Raw genomic sequence first — 26,950 nt, forward strand, 5'->3', positions numbered from 1 at the left:
CCGCAGGAGCCTAGGCGGCGCTCACCTGAGGCCGAGCACCACCACGTGGGTGGTGCCGTCGTCGAGGGCCACCGAGACCGTCTGGAGGTAGCCGGCCGCCACCCCCTTGGTGGACCAGTCGTAGCCCCACGCCCCCGGGGCGACCAGACGGTAGGACGACCCGGTGGACCCACCACCGTTGTTGACCGACTCGTTCACGGCCGCCTTCGTGGCGGCCCCCCGCACCGGCGTCGTCCACGGGGGGACCGACCTCGGGTACACCGGCTGACCGGCCGCGTTCCGCAGCGTGAACCGCACCGGGATCGTGTCGCCCGTCTTGAAGGTGCTCGTGGGCGAGCCGGGGGCGGTCGTCGGGTCGTTGATCGGCTGGGCGAACCCGTCGAACCTGTAGACGACCCGGTAGCTCGTGCTCGTCACCGCGGTGTTGCCCGCGCGGTCCGTGACGGCGGCGCGGACGGTGAAGGTCCCCACGCCGTTGCCCGGCCCGGTGCCGGTGGTGCTCACCGTGCACGCGGCCGCGAGGCCCGACGTGGCGTCGCTGGCCGCGCACGCGGGCGCCGGCCCCGCACCGAGGGTGTACGTGGCCTGCGAGACCCCGGACACCGCGATCGCCGGCTTGGTGGAGTCGATCTCGAGGCCCTCCACGCGGCCGGTCGCGCAGTTGCCCGCGCGGTCGCACACGCTGTCGGAGGTGACGGCGACGTCGTGGCCGTCGCTGCTCGACGTCGTGTCGGCCGGTGGGGCGGTCACACCGCTGCTCGCGGCGGCGCCGTCGTCGGCGACCCAGTGCACGGTGACCGGGCCGGTGTGCCAGCCCGCGGCGTTCGGCTGGGTCGTGGTCGAGCCGGTCACCACCGGTGCCGTCCGGTCGATCTCGATCCCCGTCACCGTGCCCGTCGCGCAGTTCCCCGCGGCGTCGCAGACCGGGGAGGAGGTCGCGGTCAGGTCGTCACCCTCGCCGGTGACGACGGTGTCCGGTGGCGCGCCGACGGTCCCCGGACCGTCGTCGCGGACGGTCCAGTGGATGGTGACGTCGCCCCGGTACCAGCCGTTCGCGTTGGGGTCGGTCGTCGCCGTCCCGGTCACGGTGGGCGGTGTGGTGTCGACCGGCGCGGGGACGGCGGCCGGACCCCCCGGGTCCACGATGACGCCGTTGGCGACGCCGTCCGCGTCGCCGGTGCCTCCGTCGGTCAGCCTGACGTCGAGGTGGTCGGCGGCGATCGTCACGCGGCCGGCCGGCAGGACCGACCAGGCCTGGCTGCTCAGGTCGTACTTGGCGTAGCCGTTCACCCCCGCCATGGAGGCCGGGTAGATCGAGACGGTCTGCGTCGAGCCGCTCGGCACCCCCGTCACGGTGTAGGAGACCAGCCCGGCCGGCAGGGACACCCCGTCTGGGAGCGGCGTGGAGAGCTCGTACGGCGTCAGGGTCGCCACCCCGACCAGGGCGGACCCCGCGGGCCCTGCCACGGTCAGGAACGTGCTGCCGGAGCCGGGCGGCTGGCCGAGAGCGGGCAGCGTCGCGACCTCCGGCTGGGTCGAGTCGGGTGTCCCGTCGAGGTTGCCGTCGCCGTGGTTCGGTCCGAGGTCCTCCACCGCGTCGGGGACACCGTCGGCGTCCGCACTCGTGCCTGGTGGGCCGTCCAGCAACGTCCCGGTGCCCACGACGTAGGTGTACTCGTCGCCCCCGGCCGACGGGGAGAACGAACGGCTCGTCACGTTCACCGGCTGGCCGCCGTCGGTGTACCCGACGGTCTGGACGACCTGGCACGACCACCCCGCTCCGAAGGGGAGGTGTCCGCCCTGGACCCCGATGCCCGTGGTCACCGTCGTGCTGGATCCGGCCTCGACCCGCGTGCACACCATGCTGTCCGCCGTCGTCTCCGACCCGTCGGGCATCTGCGCGTGCAGACGTGCCGGGGCGTAGTCGATCCGCGGGGTCACCGTCGCACCGTCGACGGCGTGGAAGTCGTGGACGAGGTACCGGACCCGGGAGAGGTCGGTGACGCCGAAGAGCGAGAGGTCACCGGTGCCGCTCGGGACGGTGGCCGAGAACGCCCCCGACGTCCCGTTCGTGCTCCCGGCCCACCCGTCCGAGGTCGTCATCGACAGGAACAGGCCGGGCCCGGACTCGTCGGGGAGCGGGAGCTCGCCGGAGATGGTGACCCGGTCGGGCACCGTCACCGTCTGGTCGCCCTCGAAGGCGGGGAAGTCGAGCACGCGCCTGAGGGAGGTGCTGCCGCTCGCGGCGGCGGTCGTGCCCGTCAGCGTGCACCCGGCGGCTGCGGGGTAGGCGGCCAGGGTGAAGTCGGAGGCCGGCGCGGCCGGCGGGACGTAGTCGTAACGCCACGTGGTCCACCGGGTGGTCGCGGTGAGGTCCTTCTGCGGACCCTGGCAGTCGATCGTCAGCGACTGCATGGTCGCAGGCTGACCGCCGCTGTCGACGAAGTGGAGCGTGGTGGTCGACGACGGGCGGGTCGCAGCTGAGACGGTCGTCGGTCCGGTGATCTGCCGCACCACCGTGTTGGCGTAGGAGACTCCGCCCTTGGCGCCGGACTGGGTGCTGTAGGTGACCGCGCCGCTGAAGCGGAACGAGAACTCGTAGGGCCCGGCCGGCAGGTTCATGACCGTTCCGTCGACCGCGTAGTTGTTCGACTGGAACCCGGTCGCCTTGCCGGTGTCGGTGTTCCTCGCGCCGATCGTGTAGCTGCCGATCGGCCCCTGGCCGACGTTCGGTGCGCGGACCACGACCCGGTAGAGCGTCTCCGCCTGCGCCGTGCCGGCCGGGACCAGACCGCCCAGGCACGCGAGCAGCACCACCACCGCTGAGCTGAGCACTCGGATCCGCATGCGCTTCTCCCCGCCTCGTGTGAGCCAGGTCACAGTAGGCCCGATCCGGGACCACGGCTGCGCCGCGCACCTGCCGGTCTAGTCGTCACGTCCTCGCGCCTGAGCCCCGGACCTGCGGTCCTGCCGCGGGGACGCAGAACGGCCCCGGACCGTGAGGTCCGGGGCCGTTCTGGTGGAACGCTAGATCAGGTCGATCACTTGGTGATCTTGGTGACCCGGCCGGCGCCGACGGTGCGGCCACCCTCGCGGATCGCGAAGCGGAGACCCTCCTCCATGGCGATCGGCTGGATCAGCTCGACGATCATGTCGGTGTTGTCGCCCGGCATGACCATCTCGCGACCCTCGGGAAGGGTCACGACGCCGGTCACGTCCGTGGTACGGAAGTAGAACTGCGGGCGGTAGTTGTTGAAGAACGGCGTGTGACGGCCGCCCTCCTCCTTCGACAGGATGTAGACCGACGCCTCGAAGTTCGTGTGCGGGGTCGTGGTGCCGGGCTTGATGACGACCATGCCGCGCTCGACGTCCTCGCGCTTGGTGCCGCGGAGCAGCAGCCCGACGTTCTCGCCGGCCTCGCCGGTGTCGAGCAGCTTGCGGAACATCTCGATGCCGGTGACCGTGGAGGACTGCTTGCCCTCACGGATGCCGATGATGTCGACGGTCTCGTTGACCTTGACGATGCCGCGCTCGATGCGACCGGTGATGACGGTGCCACGACCGGTGATCGTGAAGACGTCCTCGACGGGCATGAGGAAGGGCTTCTCGGTCTCGCGGACGGGCTGCGGGATGTACTCGTCCACCGCGTCCATGAGCTTGAGGATCGACTCGCCCCACTTCTCGTCGCCCTGGAGCGCCGGGAAGGCCGCGACCTGGACGACGGGGATGTCGTCGCCGTCGTACTCGTACTCGGAGAGGAGCTCGCGCACCTCCATCTCGACGAGCTCGATGAGCTCCTCGTCGTCGACCATGTCGCACTTGTTCAGCGCGACCACCAGGGCGGGGACGCCGACCTGGCGGGCGAGCAGCACGTGCTCGCGGGTCTGGGGCATCGGACCGTCGGTGGCGGCCACGACCAGGATCGCGCCGTCCATCTGCGCCGCACCCGTGATCATGTTCTTGATGTAGTCCGCGTGACCGGGGCAGTCGACGTGCGCGTAGTGACGGTTCTCGGTCTGGTACTCGACGTGCGCGATCGAGATGGTGATACCGCGCTGACGCTCCTCGGGGGCCTTGTCGATCTCGTCGAAGGCCGAGGCAGCGTTCAGGTCGGGGTACTTGTCGTGCAGCACCTTGGTGATCGCTGCGGTCAACGTCGTCTTGCCGTGGTCGATGTGACCGATGGTTCCGATGTTGACGTGCGGCTTGGTCCGCTCGAACTTCGCCTTAGCCACGGGGGCTCCTCCTGTTGTTGGTACTTGACTCGTGTGTGAACTGGTGTGTGGTGCCGAGGGTCGTGCGGACGCTACTCGCCGCGGACCTTCTTGACGATCTCGTCGGCGACGTTCTGGGGAACCTCGGCGTACGAGTCGAACTCCATGGAGTAGGACGCCTGACCAGAGGTCTTCGACCGCAGGTCACCAACGTACCCGAACATCTCGGACAGCGGCACGAGGGCGTCGACCACGCGGTCGCCCGAGCGCTCCGACATCGCGCGCACCTGGCCGCGACGGGAGTTGATGTCACCGATGACGTCACCCATGAAGGACTCGGGGGTGACGACCTCGACGGCGAACATCGGCTCGAGGAGGACGGGCTTGGCCATCCGGGCGGCCTCCTTGAAGGCCTGGTTGCCCGCGATCTTGAAGGCCAGCTCGGAGGAGTCGACGTCGTGGTAGGCGCCGTCCTCGAGCGTGAACTTCACGTCGACCATGGGGTAGCCGGCGAGCACGCCGAACTCCATGGCGTCCTGACCGCCCTGGTCCACCGAGGGGATGTACTCCTTGGGGACGCGACCGCCGCTGACGTTGTTGACGAACTCGTAGCCCGCGCCGTGACCGGTCTCGGGGTCGATGTTCGGCTCGAGGCTGATCTGCACCTTCGCGAACTGGCCCGACCCACCGGTCTGCTTCTTGTGGGTGTAGCCGTGCTTCTCGACCTTCTTGCGGATGGTCTCGCGGTAGGCGACCTGCGGCTTGCCGACGGTGGCCTCGACGCGGAACTCGCGCTTCATCCGGTCGACCAAGATCTCCAGGTGGAGCTCGCCCATGCCGGCGATGATGGTCTGGCCGGTCTCCTCGTCCGCCTTGACGGTGAACGTGGGGTCCTCGTCGGACAGGCGCTGGATCGCGGTGCCGAGCTTCTCCTGGTCGCCCTTGGTTTTGGGCTCGATGGCCACCTCGATCACGGGGGCGGGGAAGGTCATCGACTCGAGGATCACCGGGTTCTGCGGGTCGCACAGGGTGTGACCGGTCTTGGTGTCCTTCAGGCCCATGACGGCCACGATCTGGCCGGCGCCGACCGAGGCGATCTCCTCACGCTTGTTGGCGTGCATCTGGTAGACCTTGCCGATCCGCTCCTTGCGCCCGTTCACGGAGTTCAACACCGTGGTGCCGGCGGTGAGCTTGCCGGAGTAGACGCGGACGTAGATCAGCTTGCCCAGGTGCGGGTCGGTGGCGATCTTGTAGGCCAGGCCGGAGAACGGCTCGTCGTCGGACGGCTGCCGGACGATGACCTCCTCCTCGTCCTTGACCGAGTGACCCTGGATGCCGTCGATGTCGAGCGGCGAGGGCAGGAACTTGACGACCGCGTCGAGCAGGGGCTGGACGCCCTTGTTCTTGAACGCGGTGCCGCACAGGACCGGGTTGATCTTGTCGGCGAGCGTGGCGCGACGGATCGCGGCCTCGATCTCCTCGACGGTGAACTCACCCTCCTCGAGGAACTTCTCCATGATCGCGTCGTCCGCGTCGGAGAGGGTCTCGAGCAGCTTCTCGCGGTACTCCGCGGCCTGGTCGGCCAGCTCGGCCGGGATCTCCTCGACCTCGTAGTCCTCGCCCATCGTGGTCTCGCCGCGCCAGGTGAGGGCACGCATGCCGACCAGGTCGACGACACCGATGAAGTCGCCCTCGGCGCCGATCGGCAGCTGGAGGACGAGCGGGGTGGAGTTCAGGCGCTCGACCATCATGTCGACGCAGCGCCAGAAGTCGGCACCGGTGCGGTCCAGCTTGTTGACGAAGCACATGCGGGGCACCGAGTACTTGTTGGCCTGGCGCCACACCGTCATGGTCTGCGGCTCCACGCCGGCGACACCGTCGAACACCGCGACGGCGCCGTCGAGGACGCGCAGCGAGCGCTCGACCTCGGCGGTGAAGTCCACGTGCCCGGGGGTGTCGATGATGTTGATCTGGTGCTGCTTCCACCAGCAGGTCGTCGCGGCGGACGTGATGGTGATGCCGCGCTCCTGCTCCTGCTCCATCCAGTCCATGGTGGCAGCGCCCTCGTGGACCTCACCGATCTTGTACGTGATGCCCGTGTAGAACAGGATCCGCTCGGTGGTGGTGGTCTTGCCGGCGTCGATGTGCGCCATGATGCCGATGTTGCGGACCTTGTTGAGGTCAGTGGTGATGTCGACGGCCACGGTAGGTCTTCGATCCCCTCGGGTTAGTGGTGGTGGTGGGTGGTACGGCGCCCCGCACGCGGCGGAGCGCCGTACGGAGTCACCAGCGGTAGTGCGCGAAGGCCTTGTTGGACTCGGCCATCTTGTGGGTGTCCTCGCGCTTCTTCACAGCGGCGCCCAGGCCGTTGCTCGCGTCGAGGATCTCGTTCATCAGTCGCTCGGACATGGTCTTCTCGCGGCGGGCCGCGGAGTAGCCGACGAGCCAGCGCAGGGCCAGCGTCGTGCTCCGGTTGGGCTTGACCTCGATCGGGACCTGGTAGGTCGCACCGCCGACGCGGCGGGACTTGACCTCGATGGCCGGCTTCACGTTGTCCAGCGCACGCTTGAGCGTGATCACCGGGTCGGTGCCGGTCTTCTCGCGGGTGCCCTCGAGGGCGCCGTAGACGATGCGCTGGGCGACCTGCTTCTTGCCGTCCATGAGCACCTTGGAGACGAGCTGCGAGACCAGCTGGGACCCGTAGACGGGGTCCATGTCGATCGGCCGCTTCGGGGCGGGACCCTTGCGGGGCATTAGCTCTTCTCCTTCTTCGCGCCGTAGCGGCTGCGGGCCTGCTTGCGGTTCTTGACACCCTGGGTGTCGAGCGAGCCGCGGATGATCTTGTAGCGGACACCGGGGAGGTCCTTCACCCGGCCGCCGCGGACGAGCACGATGGAGTGCTCCTGGAGGTTGTGACCGACACCCGGGATGTAGGCGGTGACCTCGATGCCGCTCGACAGGCGCACGCGGGCGACCTTGCGGAGGGCAGAGTTCGGCTTCTTCGGGGTGGTGGTGTAGACGCGGGTGCAGACACCGCGGCGCTGGGGCGAACCCTTCAGGGCAGGCGTCTTGTTCTTCGACACCTTGTCCTGTCGGCCCTTGCGGACCAGCTGGTTGATCGTGGGCACCTGGTTGGTTCCCTTTCTTGTCGACTCTCAGTGCGCGGCGCTCTGCCGGGCACGGTGACGTGCGTTCGAGCGTGGTGCGTGGTGTGCGCTGCCCGACGGGCGCGCAGACAGGCCTGGATCACCCAGACACAAGGAACGAGATTACCGGCTGCTCCGGCAGGGGTCAAAACGAGCCACCACCACCCCGCGCGCCCGCTTGCACGCGGCCGCTCGGGAGGTGCGAGCATTCGCCCCATGCCCGTCCTGCCTGCCCTGACCTGGAAGCTCCACGGCGACGGGAGGACCGTCGCCGAGGGCGAGATCGTGCGCCCCGACGAGCGCCTGGCCTGGCCCGCCACCATCGGCCTCGGCCTCCAGCACGTCGTCGCGATGTTCGGCGCCACCTTCCTGGTGCCGCTGATCACCGGTTTCCCGCCCACCACCACGCTGTTCTTCTCCGGTGTCGGGACGCTGCTGTTCCTGGTCGTCACCCAGAACCGCCTGCCCAGCTACCTCGGGTCGTCCTTCGCGTTCCTGGCCCCGATCGCCGCGGCCAAGGCGTCGGCGGGCCCCGGCGGCGCGCTGTTCGGCATCGTGGTCGTGGGCGTCCTGCTCGCCCTGGTCGGCGCCCTGGTCCTCGTGACCGGCACGGGGTGGATCGACGTGCTGATGCCGCCGGTCGTGGCCGGCGCGATCGTCGCGCTGATCGGCCTCAACCTCGCCCCGGCCGCCAAGGCGAACTTCACCAAGGCCCCCTGGGTCGCGTTGATCACCCTCGCCGCGGTGCTGCTGTGGACGGTGGCCTTCCACGGCCTGCTCGCCCGGCTCTCGATCTTCTTCGGCGTGGCCGTCGGGTACGTCGCCGCCGTCGTCGCCGGCCAGGTCGACTTCTCCGGCGTCGGCATGGCCGCCTGGATCGGCCTCCCGGACTTCTCCTCTCCCACCGTGTCCTGGTCGGTGCTGCCCGCGTTCATCCCGGTGGTGCTGGTCCTGGTGGCCGAGAACGTCGGCCACGTGCGCAGCGTCGCCCAGCTGACCGACCCCGGTCTGAACCGGTCGACCGGCCGGGCGCTGCTCGCCGACGGCCTGGCCACGACCGTCGCGGGGCTCGGCGGCGGGTCGGGCACCACGACGTACGGCGAGAACATCGGGGTGATGGCCGCGACCAAGGTCTACTCGACCGCCGCCTACTGGGTCGCCGGCACCTTCGCGATCGTCCTCGGCTTCCTGCCCAAGGTCGGCGCCCTGGTCAACACCATCCCCCCGGGCGTCCTGGGCGGGGTCACGACCGCGCTCTACGGCCTGATCGGCGTCATCGGCGTCAAGATCTGGATCGACAACCGCGTGGACTTCTCCCGCCCGGTCAACCAGTTCACCGCCGCGACGGCGCTGGTCGTCGGCATCGCGGACTACACGATCTCTGCCGGCAGCCTGACCTTCAACGGCATCGCCCTGGGCACCGTCGCCGCCATCGTGGTCTTCCACGTCATGTCCGCCGTGGAGCGGGCCCGGGGCAGCAGGCCCTGACCTGGGCCCCGGAGACCCGGGCCACCGGACCCGCACCTCGCCGGACCCACACCTCGCCGGACCCACACCTCGCCGGACCCACACATTTGTGTAGCGGATGCAGCAGGAAGCGCCTCCGGATGCTGCAGTTGCTACACAAATGTGCGGCCACTGCACTGCCGCGGGTGACTCCCCACCCGCCGCTCGGGGCCGCCCGAGGGGGCGTCAGCCCGCAGCGGCGGCCTGGGCCTCGGCCTGCTCGGGGGTGAACCCGAAGGTCTCGACCACGGCGAGGGAGCCCGCGTGCCAGCGGGAGATCACGTGCTGCTCGTGCGGGACCGTGTCGGCCGGGAGGTCGCTCAGGGGCCACCAGCGCAGGGCCGCGGCCTTGTCGGGCTCCTGCAGGACCGGCTCGCCGACCCAGGTGCGGCAGGCGAAGAACCAGTCGACGCGCTCGTCGATGTCCCGACCGTTGGCGCCGGTGCGGTGCAGCGAGGTGAGCGGCTGCAGGTCGGACTCCGCGATCGCCACGCCGAGCTCCTCGCGGGCCTCGCGGACGGCGGCGGCCAGCACAGACTCCCCCGCCTCGACGTGGCCCGCGGCGGCGCAGGCCCACCGGTCGTCCATGTAGCCGGTGCCGCTGCGTCGCTGGAGCAGCACCTGGTCGTCGCGCACCAGCACGACGTACGCCGCGGGCACCACCTGGAACCGGTCGGTCACCGCGCGGACCGGGCCCCGCGCAGGAGCAGCTCGGCGAGGTGGAGCGCGGGTGTGCCGGCGAGGTCGTCGAGCTGGGTCCGGCAGGAGAACCCGTCGGCGAGCACGACGGCGTCGGGTCCGGCCGCACGGACGGCCGGCAGCAGGTCGTGCTCGGCCACGGCGACCGACACCTCGTAGTGCCCCTGCTCGACCCCGAAGTTGCCGGCCAGGCCGCAGCAGCCGCCGACGCGCTTCACGCTGGCCCCGGTCGAGGCCAGCAACGCGGCGTCGGTCTCCCACCCGATGACGGCGTGGTGGTGGCAGTGCGGCTGGGCCACGACCTCGACGCCGCTGAGGTCCGGTGGCGACCACAGGCCAGCGGCGGCCCGCTCGGCGAGCAGCTCGGCCAGCGACCGCACGCCTGCGGCCACCTCGGCCGCGCGCGGGTCGTCGACGAGCTGGACGGCGTCCTCGCGGATCGAGGCCAGGCAGCTGGGCTCGAGCGCGATCACGGGCGTGCCGCTGGCGACGTAGCCGTGCAGGGTCTCCACCGCCTTGCCCACGATCCTGCGGGCGGCGGTGAGCTGACCGGTGGTGATCCAGGTCAGTCCGCAGCACGCGGGGTCGGGGATCACGGCGGCGCGCAGACCCATGGTCTCGAACAGCTCGATCGCCGCCCGTCCGGTCGGGGCCGAGAAGCGGTCGGTGAAGGAGTCCGCCCAGATCCAGACGTCCACGTCGGTCGGGACCTCGGCGCCGCGCTGGCGCAGGGGCTGCTCGGAGAACGCGGGCAGGCTCCGACGCTGGTCGACGCCGGCCGCCGCCTTCGCAAGGCGGGCCGCCGTGCGGCTGCGCAGCACGGTGTTGGCCAGGCGGGGCGGGGTCATCCGCGCCCAGCGCGGCAGCTGGCCCAGGGCGAGGTGGGAGCGGGGACGACGCAGGAAGCCGCGCGCCCCGGCGTACTTCTGCGACAGGGCCTCGGACTTGTAGGTCGCCATGTCGATGCCGGTCGGGCAGTCGCTCGCGCAGCCCTTGCACGACAGGCACAGGTCGAGGGCGTCGGCCACGGCCGGGTCGCCGAAGCCGAGCACGCCGTTGGAGACGTCCTGGAGCACGTGGGCGCGGCCCCGGGTGGAGTCCTTCTCCTCCCGCGTGGCCAGGTACGACGGGCACATCACGCCCCCGCCGGCGGTGTTGTCGGCGACGCACTTGCCGACCCCGGTGCAGCGGTGCACCGCCCCGGAGAACGAGCCGGCGTCGTGGACCAGCTTCAGCGTCGTGCGGATCGGACGCTGCGCCGCGGCCAGACGGAGGTCGGAGTCGAACGGCGCGGGGTCGACCAGCACGCCGGGGTTGAGCAGGTCGGCGGGGTCCAGGATCCGCTTGGCCTGCTGCATCAGTGCGATCGCGGCCGGGGAGTACATCCGGTCCAGCAGCTCCGAGCGGGCGCGACCGTCGCCGTGCTCCCCCGACATCGACCCGCCGTACGACGCGACCAGGTCGGCGGCCTCCTCCACGAAGCTGCGGTAGGTGGCGCGGCCGGGGGCGCTGGCGAGCTCGAAGTCGATCCGCACGTGGACGCAGCCGTCGCCGAAGTGGCCGTAGGGCACCCCGTCGAGCCGGTGGCTCTTGAGCAGGTCGTCGAAGTCGCGCAGGTAGGCGCCGAGCTTCTCCGGCGGCACCGCGGTGTCCTCCCAGCCCGCCTGGGCGGGCCGGCTGAGCGACCGGGCGGCGAGCCCGGCGCCGTCCTCGCGGATCTTCCACAGCGCCAGCTGCTCGGCCGGGTCGGCCACCACGCGGTGCGGGACGCCGGCGTCGTCGGCGACCGCCTGCGCCGCGGCCGTCACCTCGGCCCGGGTGTCGCCGGTGACCTCGGCGAAGAGCCACCCGGCACCGACGGGCAGCTCGGGGTGGGAGCGCACCAGGCCGGCGATCCGCTGGTCGAGGCCCTCCAGGGCGACCAGGGGGTGCGTCAGCAGGGCGGGTACGGCGTCCGCCGCGTGGGCCATCGAGTCGTAACCGAGCACCGCCAGCGCTCGGGCCGGGGCGTCCTCGACCAGCCGGATCGTGGCGCCGAGCACGAGTCCGAGGGTGCCCTCGGTGCCGACCAGGAACCGGTCGAAGCGACGTCCGCGCTCGGGCAGCAGCTGCTCGAAGGAGTAGCCCGACACCTGGCGCCCGAAGCGCCCGAACTCCGTGCGGACGGTCCCGAGGTGCTCGTCCACCAGCGCGTCGAGCCCCGCGTGGCGACCGTCCTCGACCAGGGTCCCGTCGGCCAGCAGGATCGTCAGCGCCTCGACGTTGTCGACCGTGCGGCCGTAGCCCAGCGCGCGCGACCCGCAGGCGTTGTTGCCGATCATCCCGCCGATGGTGCAGCGGGTGTGGGTCGAGGGGTCCGGACCGAACCGCAGGCCGTGCGGCACCGCGAGCTTCTGCACGCTCGCGTGCACCGCTCCGGGCTCGACCCGCGCCGTGCGGGCCTCGACGTCGACGTCGAGCACCCGGTTGAGGTGGCGGGTGGTGTCCACGACGATGCCCGGCCCGATCGCGTTGCCCGCGATCGAGGTGCCGGCGCCGCGCATGGTCAGCGGCACCCCGGTCTCCCGGGCGACCGCCAGGACGGCGGCGATCTCGTCGGTGTGCCGGGGCCGTACGACGACCTGCGGGGCGACGCGGTAGATCCCGGCGTCGCTGGCGTAGAGCGTCCGCGCCAGCTGGGAGTCGTCGACGTCGGCGATCCCCTGGCCACGCAGCGCCTCGACGAGCGGGCGTACGACGTCGGTGGTCATGTCTCCTCCGGAGGGACGCTGGTCGAGCACGAGCGGGCGGCGGTCAGGCCTCCGCCATCGTCCCACCCGCTCCCAGGCCCACCGGAACCGCGTGGGCCGTCAGCGCCGACCCACCACTCCGCCTGGCCTCACCAGAGCTCGAGCGAGCTGCTCAGGATCCGGGCGAGGTCGTCCTCGGAGGCCTCGCGGGGGGCCGTGGCGAGCAGGCGCTGCTGCTTCAGGGTGCCCTCGACGAGGTCGGAGACGTCGCCCTCGTCGTAGCCCACCGCGCCGAGGCCGTTGGGGATGGTGATGTCGCGCATCAGATCGGCCAGCACCGAGGGCAGCGCGTCGGGCCCCTTCTCGTAGCCGTGACCGGGCGCGAGCAGCTCGGCGGCCTTGAGGTGGCGCTCGGGCGAGGCCTCGAAGGTCCACCGGAACGCCTCGGGCGCGGTGAGCGAGACGGCCATGCCGTGGGGCACCATCGCCTCGTCCTGCGGGTAGCCCTCGGGCCGGAAGTCCTTGACCCGGCCCGCGATCGGGTAGGCGTTGGCGTGCGGGATGTGGACGCCGGCGTTGCCGAAGCCGATCCCTGCGAAGGTCGCGGCCATCGCCATCTGGTGGCGCGCGTCGTCGTCCTCGCCGTGCAGGACGGCCTGGCGGAAGGAGTCCGACAGCAGCGACATGGCCTTCTCCGACCACATGTCCGACATCGGGTTGGAGCCGCAGTAGGGCACCCGCTCCGAGGCCTTCTTGCGGTCGAAGGACCGGTAGTCGCGGGCGGTGTAGCTCTCCAGGGCGTGGCACAGGATGTCCATGCCGGCGGCCGAGGTGACTCCGGCGGGCTGGGTGCGGGTCAGGGCCGGGTCGACCACGGCCAGCGTCGGGCGCAGGCGCGGGTGGCTGATGCCGGTCTTGACGTGCTGGGCCAGGACGTCGAGCACGCAGATCGTGGTCGACTCGGCGCCGGTGCCGGTCGTGGTGGGGACCGCGACGAGCGGCTTGAGGGCGTTCTTGGGCGCGCGGGCCCGGCCGACGGGGGCGTTGATGTAGTCCATCAGCTCGCCCTCGTTGCTGGTGAGCAGGTTGACGGCCTTGGCGGTGTCGATCGAGGACCCGCCCCCGACGGCGACGAAGGCGTCCCACGGGCCGGTGTCGCGGGCGTGGGCGATGGCCTGCTCCAGGCTCGCGTCGGTCGGCTCGACGTGGACGCCGTCGAAGACATGGGCCTCGATGCCGAACTCCGCCATCTGGTCGGCGACCCGCTGCGGGTGACCGGTCGCGGCGACGCCGGCGTCGGTGACGACCAGGACCCGCTTCACGTCGTACTGGCTGAGGTCGTAGCCGATCTCGTCGCTGGCCCCCTCGCCGAACTTCAGACCGGGGGCACCGTAAGTGAAGACCTGTTCGCTCATGTGACCAACCTAACGGGCGCCGCCGACACCATCCATGGCGAGTGCGGCTCGCACCACGGCCGAGACCGGCACGGCCCCGGACCCCGCGTCGGCCGCCGGCACCCAGGCGGCCTCGTCGGTCGTGCCCGAGGCGTCGACCACCCGCGGCTCCCCGCCCTCGACGGTCGCGGAGAACACCAGGGCGATCCCGTGGAAGTCCTCCTCGCGGCCGTTCGGGGCGGTGCCGGTGAAGTGCTCGTCGTGGACCCCGAGGAGCTCCCCGACGCGGGCCACCAGGCCGGTCTCCTCGGCCACCTCGCGCGTCGCCGCGGCGGCGGGTGGCTCGCCGTGCTCGACCCCACCGCCGGGCAGCGTCCAGGTCCCGGGGCGGGGACCCCGGGCGGAGTGGCGGGTCAGCAGGAGCTCCTCGCGGCCCTCGACCACCCGCCGCACCAGGGCGTACGCCGCGACCCGCTGCCGCTGCGCCGTCTCGTGGTGGGCCAGCGCCAGCCCCACCATCGGGACGGTCCGGACCGCGCCGGAGAGCACGTCGGCCACCGGCAGCCAGCGCGCGTCCACCGTCGAGCCGTCCACCTCGACGACCCGCGGCTCCGGGGCGTCGGCGGGCACCCACCCGTCGTACACCAGGCGCACGGAGTGCATGTCGGTGTCGGAGATGGTGGCGTGCTTGCGGGCGGAGTCGATCAGCAACGGCCGCCCGACGGTGACGTCGAGCCCGGTCTCCTCGTGGACCTCGCGCACGACCGCGTCGGCCGGGTGCTCGCCGAAGTCGATGCCACCCCCGGGCAGGGTCCAGGCCTCCACCTGGGAGAGGTACGGCGCGAGCCGCGACAGCAGGATGTGGTCGCCGCGCACCACCACGGCGTACGCCGCGACGCGCTGGCGCCGGGGCAGCTCGGCGGGCACGTCGGGGGTCGCGTCGGGGGTGGCGTCGGTCGACTGGTGAGGGGTCCCGGACATGAGTTCAAGTCTAGGGACGGAGCCGTCGCCGGTAGGTTGTCCACCGTGCGAGACGCCACCGCCTCCTCGTCCAGCGCCCCCACGAGCCCGCGGGCACCGCAGCCCGCGGCACCGGCCGCGACCCGGACCCGCGACCCCTGGTTCGACAACGCCAAGATGACCCTGGTGGTGCTGGTCGTCGTCGGCCACTCCTGGACGCTCGTGCCCTCCAGCGACGGGTTGCAGAGCTGGCTCTACGACTTCCTGTACTCCTGGCACATCCCGGCGTTCGTGATCGTCACCGGCTACCTCTCGAAGTCCTTCACGTGGACGCGGCCGCGGTTGGTGTCGCTGCTGACGACCGTCGCCCTGCCCTACGTCCTGTTCGAGGGCCTCTACGCGCTGTTCCGCCACGAGGTGGGCGGGGTGGAGTTCGCCCGGCTGTGGGCCAACCCGCACTGGCCGATGTGGTACCTCTCGGCCCTGTTCTTCTGGCGCCTGATGGTCCCGGTGCTGAACCGCGTCCCGGCCAAGGTGGTCGCGGCCGTGGCGATCAGCCTGGTGGCCGGCCTCTACGCCACCGACCTGTTCGACAACGCCCGCATCTTCGGGCTGCTACCGTTCTTCGTCCTCGGCCTGAAGATGCACGAGGGCCACTGGACGCTGCTGCGGTCGCGCCGGGCGCGGTGGTGGGGCGCGGGCGCGCTGCTGGTCCTGCTCGTCCTGGCCAGGTTCTCCGGCTCGTGGTTCGAGACCGAGTGGTTCTACTACCGCACGCGCTACGACGCGCTGGACCCCGACAACCTGCGGGCCCTGGTGATCCGGATGTCGCTGCTGCTCAGCGGGCTGGTCGGCGCGTTCGCGTTCTTCACGATCGTGCCGCGCGGGCGGTCCTGGTACGCCGCGCTGGGCTCGGCCACCCTCGTGGTCTACCTCTTCCACGGCTTCTTCGTCCTCGGCGCCGAGTTCGCCGGCTACCCCGGGTGGGCCGAGGACCACATGCCCTGGGCGCTGCTCCTGGTCACCGCGTGCGCCGTCCCCGTGGCCCTGCTGCTGGCCTGGCAGCCGGTCTCGAGCCGGCTCACCTGGGTGGTGGACCCGGTCGGTTCGGTACGTCGCCACCGGGCTGCCCGGGCCTGAGGTCCCCAGGGTCCCCCGGCTGCGGACGCGCCGGGTCGTAGGCGTCCTGGTCGGGCCCCCACGTGGGCAGCACGGCGTTGAACGGGATCTCGTCGAGGTGCACCGCCCGGTGCCGTCCGGGGGCGTGCCCGCCGAGGTGCGCCGGGTGCCAGGTGGCGACCTCGCCGGGGCGCGGCCGGTGGTGGGGCAGGCGCTGCAGCTGCTCCAGCAGCGCCGTCATCGCGTGGCCCAGGTCGCGAGTGCGCTCCACGACGTCGTCGTGCGGGCCGACGGCGATCGGGGTGCCGAACGCGAGGTCGGCGCGACGCCCGCGCGTCCAGTCCGCGGGCGGCTTGGGGTCGCCGACCGAGAGGAACCGCTGCGTGCCCCAGATCGCGACCGGCACGACCGGCAGCCCGGTCTCCCGGGCCAGGGCCACCAGCCCGGGCATGAGGGGACGCACGGTGTAGGAGTGGGAGATCCCCGCCTCGGGGAAGCCGCAGACCACCTCCCCCTCCGCCAGCAGCCGCCGCGCGCGGAGGTAGGCGTGCACCGGCACGTCACGGTCCACCGGCACGTGCTGCATCGCGTCCATCAGCCGGGGCAGCACGGGCACGTCCCAGATGTCGCCGCGCACCAGGAACCGCACCAGCCGGCCCCGCTCGACCGCCGCCTTCTCCACGAACACGAAGTCGGGGAAGGACGCGTGGTTGGCGGCCAGGATCGCCGGCCCCGACAGCGGCACCCGGTCGACCCCGGTCCACCGCACGTCGACCCGCAGGGCCCGCAGCAGGGTGCGCCCCACCCCGTTGGCGAGGCGGTAGGTCCGGTCCACGGGCGTCAACCTAGTGCCGAGGAGGCCCGTCCGGTCGCCGAGGAGGCCCGTCTGGTCGCTGAGGGGGCCCATCTGGCGGCCGCGGAGGCCCATCTGGTCGCCGAGGAGGCCCATCTGGCGGCCGAGGAGGCGCGTCTGGCGGCCGAGGAGGCCCGTCTGGTCGCCGAGGGGGCGCGTCCGGCGCCCCACCGGCTCAGCTGAACGGCGGTCGGGCGTCCAGGGCGACCGAGCGGCGCCCCGCCCAGCGCCAGACCCGCGCGGCCCGGTCGCTGTCCTCCTCGGTGACCAGGTTGCCCATCCAGCGCAGCGCCAGCGTCATCAGCCAGTCCGACCGCATCCCGGCCGGGCCCAGCGCCGGCAGCAGCCGCGGCACGGTCACCAGCCCGGCCAGCCGGCGCGCGATCGAGAACGGCTCGCCGTAGTGCGCGCGCAGCAGCGCCGGCCAGGCGGTCTCGAGGTCGGCGCCCTCGAGCAGCAGGTCGACCACCAGCCGACCCCCCTCGAGGCCGTAGTCGATGCCCTCGCCGTTGAGCGGGTTGACGCACCCCGCGGCGTCCCCGACCAGCGCCCAGTTGGGGCCGGCCACGTGCGACACCGCTCCGCCCATGGGCAGCAGCGCCGACGTGGGCGCCCGCAGGTCGCCGTCGAGGTCGAACTCCTCGCGACGCTGGTCGGCGTAGAACTGCATCAGCGGTCGCAGCGCGATGTTCGCGGGCCGCTTCTCGGTGGCCAGCGTGCCGACGCCGACGTTCACCTGACCGTCGCCCAGCGGGAAGATCCAGCCGTAGCCCGACAGGATCTCGCCCTCCTCACCACGCAGCTCGAGGTGGCTGGAGATCCACGGGTCGTCGCTGCGCCCGGAGTCGACGTACGAGCGCGCCGCCACGCCGTAGACGGTGTCGCGGTGCCACTCGCGCCCCAGCACCTTGCCCAGTGGCGAGCGGACGCCGTCGGCGACGACCAGGCGGTCGCAGGCGATCTCCAGGGTCTCCGCGCCGCGGCGGAACACCACGGCCGTCACGCGACCGCCCTCGCGGCGCACGTCGACCGCCTTGAGACCGTCGATCCCGTGGGCGCCGGCCTTGATCGCGGTGGTGCGCAGGTGGTCGTCGAGCTCGGTGCGCGCCACGGCCGAGCCGTACGCCGGCAGCGTGCCCTCCGGCCAGGGCAGCAGCAGCGTCTGGCCGAACCCGTGGGCGCGCAGCCCGAGGTTGACGGTGTGCGAGCGCACCCACTCCCCCAGGCCGAGCCGCTCCAGCTCGCCGATCGCGCGCGGGGTCAGGCCGTCGCCGCAGGTCTTGTCGCGCGGGAACGTGGCCATGTCGACGAGCACGACGTCGAGGCCGGCCCGGGCGGCCCAGGCCGCGGCCGCCGACCCGGCGGGCCCCGCACCCACCACCAGGACGTCGGTGCGCTCCGGGACAGGTGTCGTGGTCACGGGCACAGTCTGGCAAGCCCCTGGTCGGGACCCGCGGACGGGGACTCGATCAGCGTGCGAGCCGGCGCAGCCTCCAGGCGCCGTACGCCGCGGTGCCCACGCCGAGAGCCACCAGGAACCACCCGATCGGCCGATCCGCTGCTCGGCCGACGACGAGCACGGCGGCACCCGAGCCCACCACGACCAGCACGATCAGCGCGAGCACGCCCGCCGCCTTGCGACGCAGCACCGCGGGCGGCTGGGCCAACGCGCGCTCACGGACCCGCCGCCTGCGCTCCCGCTCGGCCCGGGGGTCACGGACGGTCCTGATGGCGGCTCGCAGCCCGACCACCGCCATGGCCAGGAGGCCGAGTCGGAAGGCCTCGGCGAGCACCACCGCGCCGCCGTGGTGGCCCCGGGCCAGGTAGACCGCCCCCGACACGGCCAGGACGCCCAGCCACAGGAACCCCACGACCGCCAGCGCGAGGTAGGCACGCGGGTACCGCAGCGGCCACCGGGTCCCCCACGGTTCCCGGGCCGGATCGACACTCACCCCCGCAACCTAGCCGGGGCTGCGCGCCGTGACCGTCCGGTCAGAGGAATCCCAGGTGGCGGAACGCCCGGTCGTAGATCTCGTGGACGACGGCCTCCTTGCGGGCGTTGTAGTCCATCGAGTGGCCCCCGACCGCCGTGGTGTCGGTCGAGGCCGCGCGCTTGGCCGCCTCGTAGAGCGCCCGCTCCTCGGGCACCTCGCGCAGACGGTCGCGGAAGATCCGGTGCCGCACCGGCTCGACCGCCTCGGGCCCGAACACGTGCACGTGGCAGGCCGGGTCCTCGGACCGCAGGCAGCGGTGCTCCTGCCACCAGGGCTCGCGCACGGTCAGCACGAAGCCGGCTCGCTCCAGGTCGGGCAGCCACGCCTCCTCGTCCGCGGGGTCGGCGACGATCAGGTCGAGGTCGATCACCGGCTTGGCCGCGAGGCCGGGCACGGAGGTGGACCCCACGTGCTCGACGCGCAGCGCCCGCTCGCCCAGGGCCCGCACGATCCGACGGCGCAGCCTCAGGAAGTGGTCGGGCCAGGCGGGGTCGGCGGGGACCACCTCGACGTCGGCGCGCGGCCCCGCCCCGTCGACGTACGGGCTGAGGCCCGGCGGGGGCGTGTCGGCGTGGTGGCGGGTGATCTCCTCGGGGGTCGGCACGCCCCTCACCCTAGGCAGGCACCGGTCGCCGATCGGCGCCCCCGGACGCACGACGGCCCCCGGTACGAGGTGCCGGGGGCCGTCGAGGTGGAGCGGTGGATCAGTTCTGGTAGGACCCGAAGTCGAAGTCGTCCAGAGCCACGGTCTGCGTCGCACCGGAGCCGAAGTAGTCGTCTCCGTAGTTGTCGTAGCCCGTGACGGCGTACGCCGCAGCGCGCGCCTCCTCGGTCGGCTCCACCCGGATGTTGCGGTACCGCTCGAGGCCGGTGCCCGCCGGGATCAGCTTGCCGATGATCACGTTCTCCTTCAGACCCAGCAGCGAGTCCGACTTGCCGTTGATGGCAGCGTCGGTGAGCACCCGGGTGGTCTCCTGGAAGGAGGCCGCCGAGAGCCACGACTCGGTCGCGAGCGACGCCTTGGTGATGCCCATCAGCACCGGACGACCCGAGGCGGGCTGGATGCCCTCGGAGACCGCGCGGCGGTTCTCCTCCTCGTAGCGCACCCGGTCGACGAGGTCGGACGGGAGCAGCTTGGTGTCACCGGACTCGATCACCGTCACGCGACGCAGCATCTGCCGCACGATGATCTCGATGTGCTTGTCGTGGATGGCCACGCCCTGGCTGCGGTAGACCCGCTGGACCTCGGCCACCAGGTGCTCCTGGGCCTTGCGGACACCCAGGATGCGCAGGACCTCCTGCGGGTCCGGCGTGCCCTGCGTGATCTGCTCACCGACCTCGATGTGGTCACCGTCGGCCACCAGCAGGCGCGAGCGCTTGCTGACGGGGTACTCGACGACCTCGGAACCGTCGTCGGGGGTGATCAGCACCTTGCGCGACTTGTCGGTGTCCTCGATCTCGACGCGACCGGCCGACTCCGAGATCGGAGCCTTGCCCTTGGGCTGGCGGGCCTCGAAGAGCTCGACCACGCGGGGCAGACCCTGCGTGATGTCGTCCGCGGAGGCCACACCACCGGTGTGGAAGGTGCGCATCGTCAGCTGCGTGCCGGGCTCACCGATGGACTGCGCGGCGATGATGCCGACCGCCTCACCGATGTCGACCAGCTTGCCGGTGGCCAGCGAGCGGCCGTAGCACTTGGCGCAGGTGCCGGTGCGGGCGTCGCAGGTCAGGACCGAACGGACCTTGACGTTCACGACGCCGGCGGCGACGAGCTCCTCGATCTTGACGTCGCCCAGGTCCTCACCGGCACCGGCGAGCACCTCCCCGGTCTCGGGGTGGACGATGTCGACCGCCGCGGCCCGGGCGTACGCCGAGGTCTCGGCGTTGTCGTCCTTGACCACGGTGCCGTCGTCGAGCTTGACGCCGATCACCTTGGGCATGCCGCGCTCGGTGCCGCAGTCGTCCTCGCGGATGATCACGTCCTGCGACACGTCGACCAGACGACGCGTGAGGTAGCCCGAGTCGGCGGTGCGCAGCGCGGTGTCGGCCAGACCCTTGCGAGCACCGTGGGTGGAGATGAAGTACTCCAGGACCGTCAGGCCCTCACGGAAGTTCGCCTTGATCGGGCGCGGGATGATCTCGCCCTTGGGGTTGGCCACCAGACCGCGCATGGCCGCGACCTGACGCATCTGCATCATGTTTCCGGACGCACCCGAGTCGACCATCATGTAGATCGGGTTCTTCTTGTCGAAGTTGGCCTCCATGGCCTTCGCGACCTCGTTGGAGGCCTGCGTCCAGATCTCGATGAGCTCCTGGCGACGCTCGTCGTCGGTGATCAGGCCGAGCTCGGCCTGCGACTGGACCTTGGCGGCCTTGGCGTCGTACTTGGCGAGGATCTCCGGCTTGTTGGCCGGGGTCACCACGTCCTCGATCGACACCGTCACGCCCGAGCGGGTCGCCCACACGAAGCCGGCGTCCTTGAGGGCGTCGAGGCTGTTGGCCACCTCGACCTTGGTGTAGCGCTCGGCCAGGTTGTTCACGATGCGGCCGAGCTCGCGCTTGCCCACGCCGTACTCGACGTACTCGTAGTTCCACGGGAGCGTCTCGTTGAACAGCGCGCGACCCAGGGTCGTGTCGAGCGTGATCGGCTGACCGGGCTCCCAGTCGTCGGGGAGCACGGTGCCGGCCGGGGGCACGACGCCGGTGAGGCGGATCTTGACCTTGGACTGGAGCTTGATCTCGCCCTTGTCCAGCGCCATCGTCGCCTCGCCGATCGAGCTGAACGCCCGACCCTCGCCGACCGCACCCTCGTCCGCACGGGTGAGGAAGAAGATGCCGATGATCATGTCCTGGGTCGGCATGGTCACGGGGCGACCGTCCGACGGCTTCAGGATGTTGTTCGTCGACAGCATCAGGATGCGGGCCTCGGCCTGCGCCTCCGCGGACAGCGGCAGGTGCACGGCCATCTGGTCACCGTCGAAGTCGGCGTTGAAGGCCGAGCACACGAGCGGGTGGATCTGGATGGCCTTGCCCTCGATCAGCTGCGGCTCGAAGGCCTGGATGCCGAGGCGGTGCAGCGTGGGTGCACGGTTCAGCAGCACCGGGTGCTCGGCGATGACCTCCTCGAGCACGTCCCAGACCTCGGGACGCACCGCGCGCTCGACCATTCGCTTGGCGGACTTGATGTTCTGCGCGTGGGAGAGGTCGACGAGGCGCTTCATCACGAAGGGCTTGAACAGCTCGATCGCCATGTACTTCGGCAGACCGCACTGGTGCAGCTTGAGCTGCGGGCCGGAGACGATGACCGAGCGGCCGGAGTAGTCGACGCGCTTGCCGAGCAGGTTCTGACGGAAACGACCCTGCTTGCCCTTGAGCATGTCGGACAGCGACTTCAGGGGCCGGTTGCCCGGGCCCGTCACGGGACGACCACGGCGGCCGTTGTCGAACAGCGAGTCGACGGCCTCCTGGAGCATCCGCTTCTCGTTGTTGACGATGATCTCGGGCGCGCCGAGGTCGAGCAGCCGCTTGAGGCGGTTGTTCCGGTTGATCACGCGGCGGTACAGGTCGTTCAGGTCCGAGGTCGCGAAGCGGCCACCGTCCAGCTGCACCATCGGGCGCAGGTCCGGGGGGATCACCGGGACGGCGTCGAGGACCATGCCCATGGGCGAGTTGCCGGTCTTGCGGAACGCGTCGACGACCTTGAGCCGCTTCAGCGCGCGGACCTTCTTCTGACCCTTGCCGGTGGCGATCGTCTCGCGGAGGTTCTCGACCTCCTGCGGGATGTCGAAGGTCTCCAGGCGCTTCTGGATCGCCGTGGCGCCCATGAAGCCCTCGAAGTACTTGCCGAACCAGTTCTTCATCTCGCGGTAGAGCATCTCGTCGCCCATGAGGTCCTGGACCTTGAGGTTCTTGAAGGTGTTCCACACCTCCTCGAGACGCGCGAGCTCGGCGTCGGAGCGCTTGCGCACCGCGGCCATCTCCCGCTCGGCACCGTCCTTGACCTTGCGCTTGGCATCGGCCTTGGCGCCCTCCTCCTCCAGCGAGGCGAGGTCGGTCTCGAGCTTGCGGGCCCGCTCCTCGATGGCGACGTCACGGCGGTTCTCCAGGCTCTTGCGCTGGAGGCCGATCTTGCCCTCGAGGTCGGACAGGTCGCGGTGACGCGCGTCCTCGTCCACCTTGGTGATCATGTACGCCGCGAAGTAGATGACCTTCTCGAGGTCCTTGGGCGCCAGGTCGAGCAGGTAGCCCAGCCGGCTCGGCACACCCTTGAAGTACCAGATGTGCGTGACCGGGGCGGCCAGCTCGATGTGGCCCATGCGCTCGCGGCGCACCTTGGACCGGGTCACCTCGACGCCGCAGCGCTCGCAGATGATGCCCTTGAAGCGCACGCGCTTGTACTTGCCGCAGTAGCACTCCCAGTCCCGGGTGGGACCGAAGATCTTCTCGCAGAAGAGACCGTCACGCTCGGGCTTGAGCGTGCGGTAGTTGATGGTTTCCGGCTTCTTGACCTCGCCGTGGCTCCAGCCGCGGATCTCGTCCGCGGTGGCCAGGCCGATCTTGAGCTGGTCGAAGAAATTTACGTCGAGCACTATGGCTGCTTTCCCTCGTGAGAAGAGTGGGTTGGATCGTGTGGGGGGTCAGGGGCGGGAGGCGGCGCACCGGTCGGGCGCGCCGCCTCCGACGCCTCAGACCTCTTCGACCGAGCTGGGCTCGCGACGGGACAGGTCGATGCCGAGCTCCTCGGCGGCGCGGAAGACGTCCTCCTCCGCGTCACGCATCTCGATCGCGGAGCCGTCCTGCGACAGCACCTCGACGTTGAGGCAGAGCGACTGCATCTCCTTGACGAGCACCTTGAACGACTCGGGGATGCCCGAGTCGGGGATGTTCTCGCCCTTCACGATCGCCTCGTAGACCTTGACGCGACCAGGCACGTCGTCGGACTTGATGGTCAGCAGCTCCTGCAGCGCGTAGGCGGCGCCGTACGCCTCCATCGCCCAGACCTCCATCTCGCCGAACCGCTGGCCACCGAACTGGGCCTTACCACCCAGGGGCTGCTGCGTGATCATCGAGTACGGGCCGGTCGAGCGCGCGTGGATCTTGTCGTCGACCAGGTGGTGGAGCTTGAGGATGTACATGTAACCCATCGCCACCGGCTCGGGGAACGGCTCACCGGAGCGGCCGTCGAACAGCTGCGCCTTGCCGTTCTCCCCGACGATGCGGACACCGTCGCGGTTGGGGATGCTCGAGCCCAGCAGACCGACGATCTCGTCCTCACGGGCACCGTCGAAGACCGGCGTCGCCACGTTGGTGTCGGCGTCGTTGGTGTCAGCGTGGATCTTGATGAGCCGCTGCTTCCACTCCGCGTCGTCCTTGTTCTCGTGGAGGTTCAGGTCCCAGCCCTGCTTGGCCAGCCAGCCCAGGTGCAGCTCGAGGATCTGGCCGATGTTCATCCGGCGCGGGACGCCCAGCGGGTTCAGGATCACGTCGACGGGGGTGCCGTCCTCGGCGAACGGCATGTCCTCGATCGGCAGGATCTTGGCGATGACGCCCTTGTTGCCGTGGCGACCGGCGAGCTTGTCGCCCACCGAGATCTTGCGCTTCTGCGCCACGTAGACGCGGACCAGCTGGTTCACGCCCGGGGGCAGCTCGTCGCCGTCCTCGCGGTTGAACTCGCGGACGCCGATGACCGTGCCGGACTCACCGTGGGGCACCTTCATCGAGGTGTCGCGCACCTCGCGCGCCTTCTCACCGAAGATCGCGCGGAGCAGGCGCTCCTCGGGGGTGAGCTCGGTCTCGCCCTTGGGCGTGACCTTGCCGACCAGGATGTCGCCCGTGGTGACCTCGGCGCCGACGCGGATGATCCCGCGCTCGTCGAGGTCGGCCAGCACGTCGTCGGAGACGTTCGGGATGTCCCGGGTGATCTCCTCGGGGCCGAGCTTGGTGTCGCGGGCGTCGACCTCGTGCTCCTCGATGTGGATCGAGGTCAGGACGTCCTCCTGCACGAGGCGCTGCGACAGGATGATCGCGTCCTCGTAGTTGTGACCCTGCCAGGGCATGAAGGCGACGAGCAGGTTGGTGCCCAGCGCCATCTCGCCCTCGTCGGTGCAGGGGCCGTCGGCGATCGGCGAGCCGACCTCGACGCGCTCACCCTCGGAGACCAGGGGACGCTGGTTGATGCAGGTGCCCTGGTTGGAGCGGGTGAACTTCAGCAGGCGGAAGTGCTTGTCGCCGCCCTCGTCGGTGAAGATGACGACCTCGTCGGCCGAGACCGACTTGACCACGCCGGCCACGTCCGTGGTCACGACGTCACCGGCGTCGACGGCGGCACGGAACTCCATGCCGGTGCCGACGAGCGGGGCGTCGCTCTTGATCAGCGGCACCGCCTGACGCTGCATGTTGGCGCCCATGAGCGCACGGTTGGCGTCGTCGTGCTCGAGGAACGGGATCAGCGCGGTCGCGACCGACACCATCTGCCGCGGCGAGACGTCCATGTACTCGACCTCGTCGCGCGGGATGTCGACGGCCTCACCACCACGGGTGCGGACCAGCACCCGCTCGTCGATCAGGTTGTCGTCGTCGTCGAGGCGGGCGTTGGCCTGCGCGATGACGCGCGACTCCTCCTCGTCGGCGGTCAGGTGGTGGATCTCGTTGGTGACCGAGCCGTTCTTGACCACCCGGTAGGGGGTCTCGATGAACCCGAACGGGTTGATCCGGCCGTAGGAGGCCAGCGACCCGATCAGGCCGATGTTCGGGCCCTCCGGGGTCTCGATCGGGCACATGCGGCCGTAGTGCGAGGGGTGCACGTCGCGGACGTCCATCTGCGCGCGGTCGCGGGAGATGCCGCCCGGGCCGAGCGCGGAGAGGCGACGCTTGTGGGTCAGACCGGCGATCGGGTTGGTCTGGTCCATGAACTGCGAGAGCTGCGAGGTGCCGAAGAACTCCTTCAGCGCCGCGACCACGGGACGGATGTTGATCAGGGACTGCGGCGTGATGGCCTCGACGTCCTGGGTCGTCATCCGCTCGCGCACCACGCGCTCCATCCGGGCCAGGCCGGTGCGGAGCTGGTTCTGGATGAGCTCGCCCACGGTCCGCATGCGGCGGTTGCCGAAGTGGTCGATGTCGTCGGCCCGGACCTCGACGGTCTCGTCGTGCAGGTCGAGGAGCTCGGTGCCGGCCTTGTCGACCAGGCGGTCCTTCTCGGCGTGCAGCTCGACGATGTAGCGGATCGTGGCCACGACGTCGTCGATGGTGAGCTGCTGGCTGTCGAACGCCTCGTGCGTGCCCAGCTTCTTGTTGATCTTGTAGCGACCGACCTTGGCCAGGTCGTAGCGCTTGGGGTTGAAGTAGTAGTTCTGCAGCAGCGTCTGGGCGGCCTCACGCGTCGGCGGCTCGCCGGGGCGCAGCTTGCGGTAGATGTCCAGCAGCGCGTCGTCCTGGCCCTCGGTGTGGTCCTTCTCCAGGGTCAGGGCGATCGACTCGTAGGTCTCGCCGGTCGCGGGGTCGGTGAACTCCTCGCGGATCTGCTCGTTGGTCCAGCCCAGGGCCTTGAGCAGCACGGTGACGTTCTGCTTGCGCTTGCGGTCCAGGCGTACGCCGACCATGTCGCGCTTGTCGATCTCGAACTCCAGCCAGGCACCGCGCGACGGGATCACCTTGGCGGTGAAGATGTCCTTGTCGGAGGTCTTGTCCGCGGAGCGCTCGAAGTAGACACCGGGCGAGCGCACCAGCTGGGAGACCACGACACGCTCGGTGCCGTTGATGATGAAGGTGCCCTTGCGGGTCATCATCGGGAAGTCGCCCATGAAGACGGTCTGACCCTTGATCTCACCGGTCTCGCCGTTGGTGAACTCGGCGGAGACGTAGAGCGGTCGGGAGTAGGTGAAGTCCTTCTCCTTGCACTCCTCCTCGGTGTACTTCGGGTCGAGGAAGACGGGGTTCTCGAACGAGAGCGACATCGTCTCGGAGAAGTCCTCGATCGGGGAGATCTCCTCGAAGATCTCGTGGAGACCCGACTTCTGGGAGACGTCCTCGCCGGCGGCCTGCCGCTCGGCGACGCGCGCTTCCCACTTCTCGTTCCCGATCAGCCAGTCGAAACTGTCGGTCTGCAGCGCGAGGAGCTGCGGGACCTCGAGGGGCTCGGCGATCTTGGCGAAGGAGGTGCGGCGGGGCATCTTGATGGAGCTGTTCTTGCTGCGCGAGGCGGCCAAGAGGGGTCCTTCCGGGACACGCGGTGTGGCGGCGCCGTCCGACCACAAACCAGCCACCGGGCAGGCAGGAAGCATTTGAGGGAGGGCGCAAAGAGTCAGGCTACAGCATGACGCATCACCCGGACAACC

At 70.7% G+C, this 26,950-nt stretch carries 17 protein-coding genes; 2 read left to right on the top strand and 15 right to left on the bottom strand.

Annotated elements, in window-relative coordinates; translation table 11 throughout:
* Window positions 1–21: 21 nt before the first annotated feature.
* From ACYVDA_RS09625 to rpsL, 5 genes are all read right to left on the bottom strand, one after another.
* Window positions 22–2,847: a choice-of-anchor U domain-containing protein gene (locus ACYVDA_RS09625; protein ID WP_460817685.1), complete on the bottom strand. Its 2,826-nt coding sequence runs from the start codon at window positions 2,845–2,847 to the stop codon at window positions 22–24.
* Window positions 2,848–3,041: 194 nt separating this feature from the next.
* Window positions 3,042–4,235, bottom strand: a complete 1,194-nt coding sequence (tuf, locus tag ACYVDA_RS09630) for an elongation factor Tu (RefSeq protein ID WP_460817687.1) — start codon at window positions 4,233–4,235, stop codon at window positions 3,042–3,044.
* 71 nt (window positions 4,236–4,306) lie between these two features.
* The gene (gene fusA / locus ACYVDA_RS09635; RefSeq protein WP_460818152.1) at window positions 4,307–6,367 is read right to left on the bottom strand and encodes an elongation factor G; all 2,061 of its coding nucleotides are present in this window, start codon (window positions 6,365–6,367) and stop codon (window positions 4,307–4,309) included.
* A gap of 130 nt (window positions 6,368–6,497) precedes the next feature.
* Window positions 6,498–6,968 carry a 30S ribosomal protein S7 gene (gene rpsG, locus ACYVDA_RS09640; protein ID WP_460817690.1) on the bottom strand — a complete coding sequence of 157 codons (471 nt, stop codon included), beginning with the start codon at window positions 6,966–6,968 and terminating at the stop codon, window positions 6,498–6,500.
* The gene (gene rpsL, locus ACYVDA_RS09645) at window positions 6,968–7,342 is read right to left on the bottom strand and encodes a 30S ribosomal protein S12 (protein ID WP_027860526.1); all 375 of its coding nucleotides are present in this window, start codon (window positions 7,340–7,342) and stop codon (window positions 6,968–6,970) included. Before rpsL ends, rpsG begins: the two co-directional genes overlap by 1 nt.
* Before the next feature lie 234 nt (window positions 7,343–7,576).
* Between rpsL and ACYVDA_RS09650 the strand changes: the two genes are divergently transcribed.
* Complete coding sequence (locus ACYVDA_RS09650; protein WP_460817692.1) at window positions 7,577–8,848, top strand: uracil-xanthine permease family protein; 1,272 nt, start codon at window positions 7,577–7,579, stop codon at window positions 8,846–8,848.
* A 204-nt stretch (window positions 8,849–9,052) separates the two neighbouring features.
* Here the strand turns inward: ACYVDA_RS09650 and ACYVDA_RS09655 are convergent, their stop codons facing one another.
* The 4 genes from ACYVDA_RS09655 to ACYVDA_RS09670 form a co-directional block, all read right to left on the bottom strand.
* Window positions 9,053–9,547 carry an NUDIX hydrolase gene (locus ACYVDA_RS09655; protein WP_460817694.1) on the bottom strand — a complete coding sequence of 165 codons (495 nt, stop codon included), beginning with the start codon at window positions 9,545–9,547 and terminating at the stop codon, window positions 9,053–9,055.
* Entirely contained in the window at window positions 9,544–12,315 is a 2,772-nt protein-coding gene (locus ACYVDA_RS09660) for an FAD-binding and (Fe-S)-binding domain-containing protein (protein WP_460817695.1), read from the bottom strand. Before ACYVDA_RS09660 ends, ACYVDA_RS09655 begins: the two co-directional genes overlap by 4 nt.
* Before the next feature lie 128 nt (window positions 12,316–12,443).
* Window positions 12,444–13,709 (bottom strand): hydroxyacid-oxoacid transhydrogenase, encoded by a 1,266-nt coding sequence (locus ACYVDA_RS09665; RefSeq protein WP_460817697.1) that lies wholly within the window; start codon window positions 13,707–13,709, stop codon window positions 12,444–12,446.
* 9 nt (window positions 13,710–13,718) lie between these two features.
* Complete coding sequence (locus tag ACYVDA_RS09670) at window positions 13,719–14,669, bottom strand: NUDIX hydrolase (RefSeq protein ID WP_460817699.1); 951 nt, start codon at window positions 14,667–14,669, stop codon at window positions 13,719–13,721.
* Window positions 14,670–14,714: 45 nt separating this feature from the next.
* On the opposite strand from ACYVDA_RS09670, the gene ACYVDA_RS09675 reads away from it, so the two are divergent.
* The gene (locus ACYVDA_RS09675; protein WP_460817702.1) at window positions 14,715–15,788 is read left to right on the top strand and encodes an acyltransferase family protein; all 1,074 of its coding nucleotides are present in this window, start codon (window positions 14,715–14,717) and stop codon (window positions 15,786–15,788) included.
* Here the strand turns inward: ACYVDA_RS09675 and ACYVDA_RS09680 are convergent.
* The 6 genes from ACYVDA_RS09680 to rpoB form a co-directional block, all read right to left on the bottom strand.
* The gene (locus ACYVDA_RS09680) at window positions 15,730–16,791 is read right to left on the bottom strand and encodes a lysophospholipid acyltransferase family protein (RefSeq protein WP_460817705.1); all 1,062 of its coding nucleotides are present in this window, start codon (window positions 16,789–16,791) and stop codon (window positions 15,730–15,732) included. The two genes, ACYVDA_RS09675 and ACYVDA_RS09680, sit on opposite strands and share 59 nt — an antisense overlap.
* Window positions 16,792–16,795: 4 nt before the next feature.
* Window positions 16,796–18,040 carry a geranylgeranyl reductase family protein gene (locus ACYVDA_RS09685; protein WP_460817707.1) on the bottom strand — a complete coding sequence of 415 codons (1,245 nt, stop codon included), beginning with the start codon at window positions 18,038–18,040 and terminating at the stop codon, window positions 16,796–16,798.
* A gap of 49 nt (window positions 18,041–18,089) precedes the next feature.
* A complete protein-coding gene (locus tag ACYVDA_RS09690; protein WP_460817710.1) occupies window positions 18,090–18,572 on the bottom strand; it encodes a hypothetical protein in 483 nt (160 codons plus the stop codon).
* Window positions 18,573–18,612: 40 nt separating this feature from the next.
* Entirely contained in the window at window positions 18,613–19,218 is a 606-nt protein-coding gene (locus tag ACYVDA_RS09695) for a GrpB family protein (RefSeq protein ID WP_460817713.1), read from the bottom strand.
* 100 nt (window positions 19,219–19,318) lie between these two features.
* Entirely contained in the window at window positions 19,319–23,203 is a 3,885-nt protein-coding gene (locus ACYVDA_RS09700) for a DNA-directed RNA polymerase subunit beta' (RefSeq protein WP_460817715.1), read from the bottom strand.
* Between the two features lie 96 nt (window positions 23,204–23,299).
* On the bottom strand, window positions 23,300–26,821 hold the full coding sequence (rpoB, locus tag ACYVDA_RS09705) for a DNA-directed RNA polymerase subunit beta (protein WP_460817717.1): 3,522 nt from the start codon (window positions 26,819–26,821) through the stop codon (window positions 23,300–23,302).
* Between the last annotated feature and the right edge of the window lie 129 nt (window positions 26,822–26,950).

The sequence above is a fragment of the Nocardioides korecus genome (assembly GCF_054778395.1).

Coding starts and splice junctions, on each gene's coding strand:
- ACYVDA_RS09625 (WP_460817685.1), bottom strand. CDS start 2,847: ATGCGGATCCGAGTGCTCAGCTCAGCGGTGGTGGTGCTGCTCGCGTGC.
- fusA (WP_460818152.1), bottom strand. CDS start 6,367: ATGGCGCACATCGACGCCGGCAAGACCACCACCACCGAGCGGATCCTG.
- rpsG (WP_460817690.1), bottom strand. CDS start 6,968: ATGCCCCGCAAGGGTCCCGCCCCGAAGCGGCCGATCGACATGGACCCC.
- ACYVDA_RS09650 (WP_460817692.1), top strand. CDS start 7,577: ATGCCCGTCCTGCCTGCCCTGACCTGGAAGCTCCACGGCGACGGGAGG.
- ACYVDA_RS09660 (WP_460817695.1), bottom strand. CDS start 12,315: ATGACCACCGACGTCGTACGCCCGCTCGTCGAGGCGCTGCGTGGCCAG.
- ACYVDA_RS09665 (WP_460817697.1), bottom strand. CDS start 13,709: ATGAGCGAACAGGTCTTCACTTACGGTGCCCCCGGTCTGAAGTTCGGC.
- ACYVDA_RS09670 (WP_460817699.1), bottom strand. CDS start 14,669: ATGTCCGGGACCCCTCACCAGTCGACCGACGCCACCCCCGACGCGACC.